This is a genomic window from Sphingomonas panacisoli, assembly GCF_007859635.1.
GTDB lineage: Bacteria > Pseudomonadota > Alphaproteobacteria > Sphingomonadales > Sphingomonadaceae > Sphingomonas > Sphingomonas panacisoli.
The window spans coordinates 823,843-836,521 of the sequence record NZ_CP042306.1 but is presented as its reverse complement, the minus strand read 5'-3'; the positions used below and the strand labels follow the sequence as shown (position 1 = coordinate 836,521).

Below are 12,679 nucleotides of genomic sequence, written 5' to 3'. Positions count from 1 at the left end.
ACCCTGTGGTTAGTCGTCGTTTCGGCGGCAAGACATGCCCAAGCGATCGAGCGCATCGTTCAGCTCCCGCGCAGTATAGGGCCTGCCAATCAACGCTATGCAGCGATCATCAGCAATGTCGGCAAGCGCTTCATCGTGCGGCACCGACGTTGCGAGCAAAATGGGAAGGTCGCAGTAGAGCGCGCGAAGTTCGCGCAACAGCGCATTCCCGGCGCGATCGGCAAGAGCATCGTCGATTATCACTGCGCCATAGCAACCTTGCGCGGCGCGCACCTTGCTGAGCGCTTCAAGACCCGTGCCCGCTTCTTCTGTCCGAAACCCGGATGCTTCCAACCCCTGCGACGCCGAAAAACGCATCGCCGGATCGCTATCGACGATCAGTATCGTGCCCGAATTGCTGTCGATTACATCTCGAACCTTTTGAGCCAAGGCCTCGAACGAAAATGGCTTGCCGATCAACTCGACACCCGGATCGAGCCTGCCGCCGTGCACGATTGCGTTTCGCGTGTATCCCGACGTGTACAGGACCCTGAGACCGGGCTGGTATTTGCGCGCCTCGATCGTCAGTTCACGACCGCTCATGTTGGGCATGACGACATCGGTGAGCAGCAAAGCGATCTCGTCTTCCTGCCGTTCGAGCAGGCGCAGAGCCGACTGTCCATCGTGCGCCTCGATCACGCGATAGCCGAGCTCCCGCAGGCACTCGACCGTGTAAGCCCGGACATCATCGTCGTCCTCGACGACCATGACTGTCTCCCGCCGGGCGCTACCCTCCAGGCCGCTCGCGGTTGATGCGGGCTCAAACGTTTCGGCAGCCGCGCTCAGCAACCGGGGAAGATATATTTTGACCGTCGTTCCTTCGCCCTCCTCCGAATAGATTTTGATGTGGCCGCCCGATTGCTTGACGAAGCCGTAGATCATCGACAGCCCGAGACCCGTTCCCTTTCCGACCTCCTTGGTTGTAAAAAACGGCTCGAAAGCTCTCGCAACCACCTGGCGCGACATGCCGCTGCCGGTGTCGGTAACAGCGATCATGACATATTGTCCCGGCGGAACCTCGGCTTGCGTGGCCGCATAACTCTCGTCGAGCCGCGTGTTTGCCGTCTCGATGGTAAGCTGCCCGCCGCTCGGCATGGCGTCGCGCGCATTGAGCGCGAGATTAAGGATCGCACTCTCCAACTGATTGGGATCGGCTTCGGTGCGCCACAAACCTGGCGATGTTACCGTTTCGAGCCGCACCGTTTCCCCGAGCGAACGTTGCAGCATGTCCGACATCCCTGCGACCAGCCGATCGGCATCCACGGGTTTCGGCGCCAGCGGCTGCCGCCGCGAAAAAGCGAGCAATCGCTGAGTTAGCGCGGCGGCCCGCTCCGCCCCTTTCATCGCATTGTCGAGCGCGCGCGTCGCGCGAGGGTCGCTCGCTTCCCGGGCATCGAGCGCTCGCTGCGCCATGCCGATATTGCCGGTTACCACGGTAAGAAGATTGTTGAAGTCGTGAGCAATACCGCCCGTAAGCTGTCCGACCGCCTCCATTTTCTGGGCTTGGCGCAAGGCTTCTTCGGCTTCGCCGCGCCGCGCTACTTCCGCCGCGACCTTCTCTTCCAGCCGTTCATTCAACTCGCGCAGGCTGTCTTCGATATGTTTGCGCGCTGTAATGTCGATCACCGTTCCGATGAAGCGAACGGCTACGTCATTCTCGAAAATCGCCCTGCCCGTCGCCACGAGCCAGCGTTCGACGCCGTCTTCGATACCCACGGTTCGATATTCGATGTCGTAGACGCCCGACCCTCCCGTCGCCAGTGCGGCCTGAACCGCGGCATCGGCCCGAGCGCGGTCTTCTGGGTGCAGACCCGCAAGGAAGCTTCTCTCGTAGGTAATCTCCGCATGGGCTCCCAGTCCAAACAAAGCCTTGCACTTGTCGTCCCAGCGGAGCGCGCCCGAAATTGGGTCGAAGTCCCACGTGCCGATTTCGGCGGCGTCGTTCGCCAGTCGCAACCGGTCTTCGCTGACAGCCAAGTCGATTTCCGCGGTGCGGCGCTGGTGGAGTTCGAGCTCAAGCGCACGAAACAGTCGCGCATTGTCGATCGCAACGGCGGCTTCGGCGGCCAAGCCCTCGAGGCCGCGCTCCGATTGATCAGTGAACACCCCCACATCTTCATGCCCGAAGAACAGCCCGCCGATAACGTCGCCGGTTCGCGACGTAACCGGCACTGCGAGGTAGCTTCGAACGGGTAAGTGCCCGTCGGGCATGCCCTTTCGTGGCGCGTTCTTCCCGTACCGCGCATCCTTTGTGATATCGTCCGACCGGACGATGCCTTCTCCGTTGAATGTGGGAGCAAACACCGCGGTGTTGCGTGGCATCGGAAATTTGGCGAAGGCCTCCGCCGGAACGCCCGATAGGGTGTACAGCATGTAGCTTTCGCCGGCAGCGTCGAGGACATTGTAGAAAAATGCGCCGAACTGCGCGCCGGTCAGGTCGACCCCGGCGTCAGTGACGATTTGCACGAGCGTTTCAAGGTCCGTTTCCACCGCCAGCGCTGATCCGGCCCGATTGAGTATCTCGAGCGCACGCCGTTCCTCAATCAGCGCCGCTTCGGCTGCCCGCTGTGTCGAGCGATCGCGAAGCACCTTGGTAAACCCAACAATGTCGCCAGGCCCACCGTAAATCGGTGTCATCTCTCCAGTCGCCCAAATCTGGGTCCCGTCCTTGCGAACGCGCCAGCCTTCTGTCCCACCGCCCTTTCCCGCGGAGCGTGCTTCCGCCATCTCGCGCTCCAACGCGGCAGGACCTAAATCGTCGGGGAATAGTGGCTCCAGCGTACGACCGAGCATTTCATTTTCTTGCCACCCCAGGATGGCCGTGGCGCCGTCGCTCCAGCTCGTGACCTTACCGTCCGTGTCGGTCGTGATAATAGCAGTATCGACAGCACTGTCGATAATCTGTCGCCACTCCGCCGCGCTTAGGAAACGTTGCGCGCCCCGCTCTCGCCCGTCCATAGACCTCACCCGCTCGATTTTTCTGGTTGGCACCAGAACGTGGAGTGCTAGCGTTGGTTTCACCACCAGAATTTACCCGCGTCTGGCTCGACTGTTTCAGCACCGGAACTAATATTAAGCGCGCGTGTTCAACGCGCGTTTTTCAATAAAAGCCACGGCCGAAAAGGAAGCAATGGATCCAAAGCTGATCTCGAAGCTTGCGAAGTTTAGCGCGCTGTCACCAGAGAGCGAGCATGCGCTCAGGGATGCCCTGACATACACCCGGTTCGTCGCACCTCGTACCGGTCCCCTGCCCGACACCAGCGCATCAGACGATACGCTGGTGATCCTGGAGGGCTGGGCAGCCCGCTACAGCTTGGTCAGAGATGGCAGAAGGCAGATTACGGCATTTCTCCTTCCCGGGGATCACTGTCGCTTGAGCGATGGCGCGCAGGACACTGTCGCGATCAGCCCGCTCACGTTGAGCGTGATACGCGCCGACGAACGTAAAGAACTTGAAACAGCCCACCCAGATCTTGCTGAGGCTATGGTCGCTGCTGAGCATCATGACCGTGTGAGACTATGCGGGCTAGCCACAGCTCTCGGCCGCCTGGATGCCGAACAGCGCATCGCTTGGACACTCTGCGATCTGTGGCAACGGGCGGACGCGATCGGTATGATTGACGATGGTCACCTGCGCTTCCCACTGACGCAACCCGACATCGCCGATCATACGGGGCTCACGCCGGTTCACGTCAACCGCATGATGCGAAAGTTGCGTGAGGAAGGTTTGGCCGAGCACAAAGGTCAGTGTCTGACGATCCACGATTATGCAGCGCTTGCTGCCAAGTCGGACTATCGCAGCTGTCGCACTGGGACCTCGCAACTGGCTTAAATCAATCTGCGCCGGGCACGCCACGACGGGTTCGCATTATGGTTCGATCCAGCGATCACGCAGACCGCGTCGTTCCGTCACCTTGTCAGCTTCGCTCCCGACTGGCCGTTCGACGCGACTTGTATGCCGCCCGAGGAGACGCGTATCACCGGCATCGCGCGGCTGGTCGCGCGCGATGGCACGATCGCCAAAACGCGCTTCCGCCCCTGCTAAATCGGCACCGAGGGGTTGCAGACTTACCTCGATCGCGATGCCAACGAAATGTTGCTGTGCGCGTGACCGGGCTATTGAACTTGGGACCTCTGTAATAGCAACACAATGCTCTGAACGTTTCGGCGCGAACCACACGTGCTGCGAAATTGATCCTCTTATGATCGGCCCTGGACAAACCCGCGAGTACACTTCACGAGCACACTAGAGCAATGTTTGCACGCCGAGATTGACGGTAAACTGCCATTCCTAACAGAGGTCGGCCCCTCCCGTAGGGGTCACCAGCCAATCGAGCACCCGGGAAATCCGAATGTTGTTGCGTATCTTGTTCTGGGCGGCGGCGGTCTTCGCGGTGGTGATGGCGATCGTGCCGCATCCGCCGCAGATCGGGCACGTCTCCGACAAGCTGCAGCACATGGCGGCGTTCGGTACGCTGACATTGCTCGCGGCGTTGGCATATCCGAAAGCCGACATCCTGCGCACCGCCGAGCGGCTGACGCTGGTCGGTGCCGTCATCGAGGTGGTCCAGTCGATTCCCGTTCTGCATCGCGATCGCGATATCAAGGATTTGATCGCGGACTGCCTGGCAATCGGCGTCGCGACGGTGATCGTCATTCTCTATCGGCAACTTCGCGAGCCCGCGCCTCAGTCCGCATAGCGTTTCCGCCAAGCCTCGGCACGTAATACGAGCCTTTCGGCACAGCTCAACCGCTCGCCTGCCCGGGCGCCGCGCGGTATGCGCATGGGATGGAAATTCCCGTCATCCAGCTGCCTGCGGGCGCCGTGCGCGGCGCTACCGACGGCGTGATCGATCGCTTTGTCGGCATTCCCTACGCCGCCCCACCGGTTGGTGAGCGCCGCTTCGCCGCGCCGCAACCGGTCGAGCCGTGGAGCGGCGAGCGCGACGCCACCCTGCCCGGCTCCAACGCACCGCAGCGCGTGCGGGCGTTTCCGGGGCTCGACGTGTACCCGCTGGTCGGGACGGGCTGGGTCGAGGGCGACGACTATCTGACGCTCAACGTCTTGCGTCTAACCGGTTCGGCCGGTCCGCTGCCGGTGATGGTGTTCATCCATGGCGGCGGGTTCGTCGTTGGTTCCAAGGATGCGGCGGTGCAGGACGGCGCGAGCTTTGCGCGCGACGGCATCGTCTATGTCGCGATCAATTATCGTATGGGGATCGACGGCTTCCTGCCGATCCCCGACGTGCCGACCAATCTGGGGCTGCGCGACCAGATCGCCGCGCTGACCTGGGTGCGCGACAATATCGCGGCGTTCGGCGGCGACCCTTCCAACGTCACCGTGTTCGGCGAAAGCGCCGGCGGTATGTCGACCGCCAATTTGATTGCGTCGCCGCTGGCCAAGGGGCTGTTCCGCCGCGCGATCGTCGAGAGCGGTCATGGCGGCATGACGCGCGATATTCCGGTCGCGCGGCGGCTGGTCGACAAGCTTGCCGGGCTGCTCGGCGTCAGCGCCGACAAAGCCGGGTTCGCCAGCGTACCACCGAGTCAGGCGACGCTCGACGCGGTGGAGAAGATTTCGCAGCCGACTGCCCGGATCGATCTGCGCGATGAAGAGGGCCGCGAGCCGGTGTTCGGGATCAGCCGCTTCGTCCCCGTCCATGGCGACGACGTGCTGCCGGTAAAGCCGCTCGACGCGCTGAAGGCGGGTGCGGGCGCGGAGATCGACCTGCTGATCGGCACCAATGCGGAGGAAATGAACCTCTATCTCGTTCCCACTGGCGTGCGGGCCAAGGTCGGGCGGATCCTGGCGTGGCTGGCGCTACGCAAGTCGATCCCGAGGGCGTGGGCGATCCTGAAGGCGTACGGCATGGGCGGCGACGCCAAGCCGGGCATGGTGCTGAACGCCGCGATGAACGACCTCGTGTTTCGCTGGCCCGCGCGGCGCTTTGCCGAGGAGCATCAGGGCAAGACGCATCTTTACGAGTTCGACTGGCGTTCGCCGATGTTCGGCGGCGAGTTGGGCGCCGCGCACGGGATGGAATTGCCGTTCGTGTTCGATTGCCTGCCCGTCGCGACCGGGCCGGAAGGGCTGTGCGGCACCAATCCACCGCAGGACCTGGCGACGCGGATTCACGGCCTCTGGGTGCAGTTCGCCAAGACCGGCGCCCTGCCCTGGCCCGAATTCGATCGCGACACGCGCCAGGTGTACAGGCTCGAAGCGGGCGAAGCGTCGCACGAGCCGGTCATGCCCGCGGCGGCGTTCCTGCCATGAGCTACCTCCGACGCCTCCGCCTCGACGGCAAGGTCGCCTTCATCACGGGCGGCGCGCAGGGCATCGGGTTTTGCTGTGCCGAGGCGCTTGTAGAAGCGGGCGCGCAGGTCACGATCGGCGACCGCGATGCCGGCGCGATCGACCAGGCCATCGAACGCCTCAAGGATAAGGGCTACGCAGCCACCGGCGTCCAGCTCGACGTCACCGATTCCGCCGCGGTCACAAGTGCCGCCGACGATCTCGCCGCCAGCGCCGGCCGCATCGACATCCTCGTCAACAATGCCGGCATCGCGCGCAGCGAAACCGCGGCGGAGGATGTCGCCGACGAGCATTGGCTCAACGTGCTCGACGTCAACCTCAACGGCACCTTCTGGTGCGCCCGCGCTTTCGGCCGACACATGCTCGCCCAAGGATCGGGCAGCATCGTCAATGTCGGGTCGATGTCGGGCTTCATCGTCAACCGCCCGCAGCCGCAAAGCTATTACAACGCATCGAAGGCCGCGGTGCACCAGCTGACGAAGAGCCTCGCCGCCGAATGGGCGGCACGCGGCGTGCGGGTCAACGCGGTCGCGCCGACCTATATCGCGACGCCGCTCAACGCTTTCGCCGATAAGGAAGGCGAAATGTACAAGCGCTGGATCGACGGCACGCCGCAGGGCCGGCTCGGCGAGCCCGAGGAGGTCGCCTCCGTGGTCCACTTCCTCGCGTCCGACGCCGCCAGCCTGATGACCGGGAGCATCGTGCTCGCCGACGGCGGCTACACTTGCTGGTAAGGACGAACGAGATGCCCGACACGATGCACCTGGTCGATCCGGCGCTGCGCCCGATGCTGGAAATGTGGCCGACGATCGCGCTGAACGCCGAGACGCTGATCGACATGCGAAACCGCAGCTTGCCGACGCCGCCGATCGACGCGACGGGCACGACGCTGGAACGCCGTCACGTGCCGGGACCGATCGGCGCGCCCGACATCACGTTGCACATCTACAAGCCCGAGGATGCCGAGGGGCCGTTGCCCGCCATCTACCACATCCATGGCGGCGGCTATGTCGGCGGCGCCGCGTCGCAGCTCGAAGTGTTCCACCGTCCGCTGGTCCGCGCGCTCAACTGTGTGCTGGTTTCGGTCGATTACCGGCTCGCGCCGGAGCATGTTTTCCCAGCGGCGATCGAGGATTGCTATGCCGGGCTGCGCTGGACGATCGAGCATGCCGCGACGCTCGGCATCGACACGAGCCGGCTCGGCGTGATGGGCGAAAGCGCGGGCGGCGGGCTGGCGGCGGCGCTGGCGCTGCTGGTGCGCGACCGCGGCGACTATACGCTCGCGTTCCAGCATTTGACTTATCCGATGATCGACGACCGCACGTGCGCGGGCGATCAGCATCCGCATACCGGCGAGTTCATCTGGACGCCGCACAACAATCATTTCGGCTGGCAGGCATTGCTGGGGGCGGAACCGGGCGGCGCCGACGTATCGCCGTATGCCGCGGCGGCGCGCGCGACCGACCTGCGCAGCCTGCCGCCGACCTACATTATGACCGGCGCGCTCGATCTCTTCCTGGAAGAGGACATGGACTATGCCCGCCGCCTGATCCGCGCCGGAGTGCCGACCGAGTTGCACGTCTATCCCGGCGGATTCCACGGATTCGACATCTTCCCGGGATCGGCCGCATCGACCGCCGCCCAGGCATCGCGCATGGCGGCACTTGCCCGGGCGCTGGCGTGACCGACAAGACCCCGCCCTCGTTCGCCCGCGCGCTGGGGCCGTTGCTGCTGCTCGCATTGGTGATGGCGATCGGTTTCACGGCGATGCAATCGTTCGGTGTCGTGCAGGAAGGCGCGAAGATCGAGCTGAAGCTGAGCGATCAGGTGCTGGGGATGATCCAGGGACTTGGCGCCGCGGTGCCGCTGGTCATCTTTTCGATTCCGGTCGGGATCCTCGTCGACCGATACAATCGCGTGCGGCTGATGACGTTGTTGGGAGTCGTCTGGACCATCGGCACACTGCTGACCGCACTCGCCCCCGACATCGGGGTGCTGATCGCTGGGCGGATGCTGACGGGGATCGGGACCACCGGTGCGCTGACCTGCGCGCTGTCGCTGTGCGCCGATCTTTGCGCGCCCGAACAGCGCGGGCGCGCGCTGCTGATCGTCAATCTGGGCAAGAGCGCCGGCCTCGCTGCGGCGTTCGTCCTGGCCGGCTGGCTATTCGGACTATTCGCCAGTCACGGCGGCCCAGCCCTGCTCGACGCCTGGGCGCCGTGGCGGTCGACGCATATCGCGCTCGCGGCGTTTAGCGCCGTGCTGCTGACGCCTTTGCTGCTGATGCGCGAGCCGCAGCGGCACGAAGTCGAATCGAGTACCACCGCACCGTTTCGCGTCGTCGCGCGCGAACTGTGGTCGCGTCGCGCGTTCCTCGGCCCGCTGTTCGCCGGCCAAGTCGCGGTGGTGATGGCCGACGCCGCGGCGGGCGTGTGGGTCGCGCCAGTCCTGTCGCGCAACTACGGGCTACAACCGCAGCAATTCGGTGGCTGGGTCGGCGCGATCCTGTTCGTCAGCGGGATCGTCGGCGCGGCATTGGGCGGCGTGTCGGCCGATATCGGTCAGCGCAGCCGGATCCGGGGTGGACTATTGATCGGCGCGACGATCGCCGCCGGAGTCGGCATACCGGCCGCCCTATTCCCGATCATGCCGAGCGTCCCGACGTTCGCCATCGCGTTCTTCGTGCTGATGGCGTCGGGCGCGGTCACCGGGCTGGTCGTATCGGTCGCGCTCACCGTGCTGATCCCCAACGAACTGCGCGGCCTGTGCATCGGCGCATTCATCGCGCTTGCCGGGCTGATCGGTTTTGGCCTCGCGCCATGGCTGGTGAGCGTCGTCAGCAGCGCGCTCGGCGGCGAGCAGCATCTCGCGATGGCGCTCACGATCGTCGGCGCCGGCGTCGGCGCCCTCTCGTTCTGCGCCTTTGCACTAGCGATGCGCCGCGCGCCCCAATCTGCGATGGAAGAACCTGTCTGATAGCTATTGACTGACCTGTCCGATAGGTTATTAGCCCTCCCGACAAGAGATTCGGGAGAGGGATCGTCATGCAGGTCAAACAGCGCATCCATGTGTCGCACGAAATGCTGTCCTTCGTCGGGGTCGGCGCGGTGCCCGTCAGCGGCTGGCCGGACGGCGTCGTCGGCCTGAGCTTTCGCCTCGACGACACCAGCATCGCCTTTCACGCACAGCCGACCGCCGCCGCCACGCTGGACAGCGACGTCGCGCTGATCGTTGCGGCCGAAGCCTGCTACCGCATCTTCGGCCTGGTCCCCCAGGATGATACACGTTGGCATTTGCCGAGCGACCTGCGCGCGCTCGTGATCGCGATCCTCGATAGCAAACTGCCGGGCGAAGCACGCGACACGCTGCGGCTGGCGAAGAGCATCGAACTGTTCTGCGCGACCTTCGAACATCTGACCGCCGACACCCTTGTCCCGACCGACAGCGCCGGCGACCTGAGCGAGATGGACGCGCGTCGCATCGTCGCCGCGCGGCGGCCTGATCGACGAGCGCTGGCACGAAAAGCTCACGCTCGATTCGATCGCACGCGCGTGCGGGATCAATCGCGCCAAGCTGACTCGCGGCTTCCGCGCGATGTTCGACACCACGGTCGCCGACGCGATCGCCGAATTGCGGCTCGGCGGCGCGGGGCGGATGCTGCGGTCGACCGACCTGCCGGTGTCGTCGATCGGCTACAAATGCGGCTATCTCAACAATGCCAGCTTCACGCGGGCGTTCTCGCGCCGCTTCGGGGTTGCGCCGACGCAATATCGCGCGCATCGCCTGGCCGCATGAGTCCGGGGGAACAGACGATGGCGTGCGCGCCATCGAAGGGGGGTCGCTGGTCGATCGCGCGGTACGCCGCGTCCGCGATCATATTCGCGACAACGACTTGAAGGTCGGCGACACGTTGCCCGGTGAAGGCGCGTTCGCAGCGCAACTCGGCGTCAGCCGCGCGGTGATGCGGGAAGCGTTCTCGACGCTGGCGGCACTGCGTCAGATCGATGTCGGCAACGGCCGCAAAGCGCGCGTCGCGGCGATCGACGGCACCGTCCTGTCATCGTCGCTCGACCATGCCATTGCGACAAGTCAGGTCACCGTACCCGAAATCTGGGACGTGCGGCGTACGCTCGAATTGCGCACGTCGGAACTCGCCGCGATCCAGCGCAGCGATGCCGAGGCACGGGTCATCCTGGGCCATGCCGAAGGAATGGCGGCGGCGCGGCACGATCTGTCGCAGCTGATCCGGCACGACATCGCGTTCCACCAGGCGATCGCAAAAGCGAGCGGCAACGCCTTGTTCTACAACATCATTCGCTCGTTCGAGGCGCTGATGAAGGTCGCCGTCCCGACCGCCTGGGAAACCCGCGCGACAGAGCAGCAACGCCAATTGGTGCTCGACAATCACCGCCGCATCGCCCTCGCCATCGCCAACCGCGAAGCGGACGGCGCGCGCGAGGAAATGGACCGCCATTTCGACACCTCGATCAGCGACCTGCTTGTGAGCTATTCAGCGGCGAGTTGACATCCCGGTCGATTCGAAAGGCGCTGCATGACCCCTCTTCTTCTCGCGTTGATGATCCAGGCCGCCTCGGCGCCCGCCCCGGCATGCACCGCGACGACCGCCCCACCCGCCGGCCTGGAGGCGTGGGGAACGATCGCCGCGGTCACCAAGGGTCCGATCGCGATCGGCAAGGGTACCGGCCTGCAGCTTCAGCCGGTCGAGAAAGTGGCGTTCGCGCCCGCCCCCGATCGCGCGCCGAAGCCCGGTAGCTTTGGCGGCGTCTATCAGTTCAACGTGACGACCGCAGGCACGTATCGCATCGCGCTCGCGGCAGCCGCGTGGATCGACGTCGTACGCGACGGCAAGTCGTTGGAATCGGTCGCGCATATGGAAGGCCCGCCTTGTTCGGGCATCCGCAAGATCGTCGATTTCGACCTGACACCTGGGCGCTACGTCCTGCAATTGTCGGGTGCCAAGGAAGCGCCGATGCGCGTGCTGATCGTTCCCAAGTGACGATTTTTTTCGCGGAAGCCTGACACCTTTTGCGACAAACCCGCGTTTGACTTGGCGTAAACGGGGAACCACTAGCCTTTTATGCCTTTTATCGCAGGCCGGTCGCGACCGGCGCGCTCCCTCATCACAGCCGCGTCGCTGGCTTTGCTGGCGCTGTCGGGCTGTGGCGCGCGCGACGATGCCGCCAAAAGCGGACGCCGCGGACAACAGGGTACGCCCGAAGTCGGGTTCATCGTGGTCCAGCCGACGCCGGTGCCGCTGATCACCGAACTCGCCGGGCGCACCAACGCCTTCGCGACATCCGAAGTGCGGCCGCAAGTCTCGGGCATCATCCGCCGTCGGTTCTTCACGGAGGGTTCGTACGTCCGCAAGGGCCAGCCGCTCTACCAGATCGACCCGAGCCTCTATCGCGCCGCAGCGAACCAGGCGTCGGCCAACCTCGCCAGCGCTCAGGCGAATGCCGAGGCCGCGCGCGTGAAGGCCGGCCGCTACAAGCCGCTCGCCGACCAACAGGCCGTGGCGGCGCAGGACTATACCGATGCCGCCGCCGCCGCCCGCGCTGCGGGGGCCGCGGTCGATCAGAACCGTGCCGCGCTGGACACCGCACGGATCAACCTCAAGTTCACGACCGTCCCGGCCCCGATCAGCGGCAAGGTCGGGCGCTCGCTTTTCACCGAAGGCGCGCTGGTTACCACCAACCAGACCGATCCGCTCGCGGTGATTTCGTCGCTCGATCCGATCTATGTCGATATCCAGCAAAGCTCGTCGGATCTGCTCCGGCTACGCCGCGCGCTCGCCAATGGCGGTGCGACGCCGGCCAGCGCCGAAGTGCGGCTGAAGCTCGAGGACGGTAGCGACTACGGCTTTGCCGGCACCGTCGAATTCTCCGAAGCAATGGTCGATACCGCGACCGGCACGGTGACGCTGCGCGCGCGCTTCCCGAACCCTCAGCAACTCCTGCTTCCCGGCATGTTCGTGCGCGCGAGCTTCGCGCAGGCGACCGATCCCAACGCTTTCCTGATCCCGCAACCGGCAGTGACGCGCGACGCCAAGGGTAATGCCCAGGTCTATGTCGTCGGCGCGGACAACAAAGCGGTCGTGCGTCCGGTGACGGCTACGCGGACCGTCGGCGCGAACTGGGTTGTGACGGCGGGTCTCAAGCCCGGCGACAAGGTGATCACCGAGGGTGTCGGCAAGGTGAAAGCCGGCGAGCCGGTCAAGCCGGTGGCCGCGGGCTCGCCGCAGAATCTGAAGCCGCGCGGCAAGGACGGCAAACAGGGCGGGACCAGTAACGGCAAGGCAGGCTGACC

At 64.8% G+C, this 12,679-nt stretch carries 11 protein-coding genes; 10 read left to right on the top strand and 1 reads right to left on the bottom strand.

Annotated elements, in window-relative coordinates:
* Positions 1-9: 9 nt before the first annotated feature.
* Positions 10-2,997 (bottom strand): response regulator, encoded by a 2,988-nt coding sequence (locus FPZ24_RS04250; protein WP_146569868.1) that lies wholly within the window; start codon positions 2,995-2,997, stop codon positions 10-12.
* Positions 2,998-3,121: 124 nt separating this feature from the next.
* Between FPZ24_RS04250 and FPZ24_RS04245 the strand changes: the two genes are divergently transcribed.
* The 10 genes from FPZ24_RS04245 to FPZ24_RS04200 all read left to right on the top strand — a co-directional run bounded on the left by FPZ24_RS04245 (position 3,122) and on the right by FPZ24_RS04200 (position 12,677).
* On the top strand, positions 3,122-3,871 hold the full coding sequence (locus tag FPZ24_RS04245) for a Crp/Fnr family transcriptional regulator (RefSeq protein ID WP_146569867.1): 750 nt from the start codon (positions 3,122-3,124) through the stop codon (positions 3,869-3,871).
* A 520-nt stretch (positions 3,872-4,391) separates the two neighbouring features.
* Positions 4,392-4,739, top strand: a complete 348-nt coding sequence (locus FPZ24_RS04240; RefSeq protein ID WP_146569866.1) for a VanZ family protein — start codon at positions 4,392-4,394, stop codon at positions 4,737-4,739.
* Positions 4,740-4,828: 89 nt separating this feature from the next.
* Positions 4,829-6,313, top strand: coding sequence for a carboxylesterase/lipase family protein (locus tag FPZ24_RS04235; protein ID WP_146569865.1), 1,485 nt, complete (start codon positions 4,829-4,831; stop codon positions 6,311-6,313).
* The gene (locus FPZ24_RS04230; protein ID WP_146569864.1) at positions 6,310-7,086 is read left to right on the top strand and encodes an SDR family NAD(P)-dependent oxidoreductase; all 777 of its coding nucleotides are present in this window, start codon (positions 6,310-6,312) and stop codon (positions 7,084-7,086) included. Before FPZ24_RS04235 ends, FPZ24_RS04230 begins: the two co-directional genes overlap by 4 nt.
* Before the next feature lie 11 nt (positions 7,087-7,097).
* Entirely contained in the window at positions 7,098-8,036 is a 939-nt protein-coding gene (locus FPZ24_RS04225; RefSeq protein WP_146569863.1) for an alpha/beta hydrolase, read from the top strand.
* The gene (locus FPZ24_RS04220; RefSeq protein ID WP_240047601.1) at positions 8,033-9,328 is read left to right on the top strand and encodes an MFS transporter; all 1,296 of its coding nucleotides are present in this window, start codon (positions 8,033-8,035) and stop codon (positions 9,326-9,328) included. Before FPZ24_RS04225 ends, FPZ24_RS04220 begins: the two co-directional genes overlap by 4 nt.
* Positions 9,329-9,946: 618 nt before the next feature.
* Entirely contained in the window at positions 9,947-10,147 is a 201-nt protein-coding gene (locus FPZ24_RS17490) for a helix-turn-helix domain-containing protein (RefSeq protein WP_240047600.1), read from the top strand.
* 22 nt (positions 10,148-10,169) lie between these two features.
* Positions 10,170-10,877 carry a FadR/GntR family transcriptional regulator gene (locus FPZ24_RS04210; RefSeq protein WP_240047599.1) on the top strand — a complete coding sequence of 236 codons (708 nt, stop codon included), beginning with the start codon at positions 10,170-10,172 and terminating at the stop codon, positions 10,875-10,877.
* 27 nt (positions 10,878-10,904) lie between these two features.
* Entirely contained in the window at positions 10,905-11,369 is a 465-nt protein-coding gene (locus FPZ24_RS04205) for a hypothetical protein (RefSeq protein WP_146569861.1), read from the top strand.
* 81 nt (positions 11,370-11,450) lie between these two features.
* On the top strand, positions 11,451-12,677 hold the full coding sequence (locus tag FPZ24_RS04200; RefSeq protein ID WP_146569860.1) for an efflux RND transporter periplasmic adaptor subunit: 1,227 nt from the start codon (positions 11,451-11,453) through the stop codon (positions 12,675-12,677).
* Positions 12,678-12,679 lie beyond the last annotated feature (2 nt).

Coding starts and splice junctions, on each gene's coding strand:
- FPZ24_RS17490 (WP_240047600.1), top strand. CDS start 9,947: ATGTTCGACACCACGGTCGCCGACGCGATCGCCGAATTGCGGCTCGGC.
- FPZ24_RS04200 (WP_146569860.1), top strand. CDS start 11,451: ATGCCTTTTATCGCAGGCCGGTCGCGACCGGCGCGCTCCCTCATCACA.
- FPZ24_RS04225 (WP_146569863.1), top strand. CDS start 7,098: ATGCCCGACACGATGCACCTGGTCGATCCGGCGCTGCGCCCGATGCTG.
- FPZ24_RS04250 (WP_146569868.1), bottom strand. CDS start 2,997: ATGGACGGGCGAGAGCGGGGCGCGCAACGTTTCCTAAGCGCGGCGGAG.
- FPZ24_RS04240 (WP_146569866.1), top strand. CDS start 4,392: ATGTTGTTGCGTATCTTGTTCTGGGCGGCGGCGGTCTTCGCGGTGGTG.
- FPZ24_RS04235 (WP_146569865.1), top strand. CDS start 4,829: ATGGAAATTCCCGTCATCCAGCTGCCTGCGGGCGCCGTGCGCGGCGCT.
- FPZ24_RS04205 (WP_146569861.1), top strand. CDS start 10,905: ATGACCCCTCTTCTTCTCGCGTTGATGATCCAGGCCGCCTCGGCGCCC.
- FPZ24_RS04230 (WP_146569864.1), top strand. CDS start 6,310: ATGAGCTACCTCCGACGCCTCCGCCTCGACGGCAAGGTCGCCTTCATC.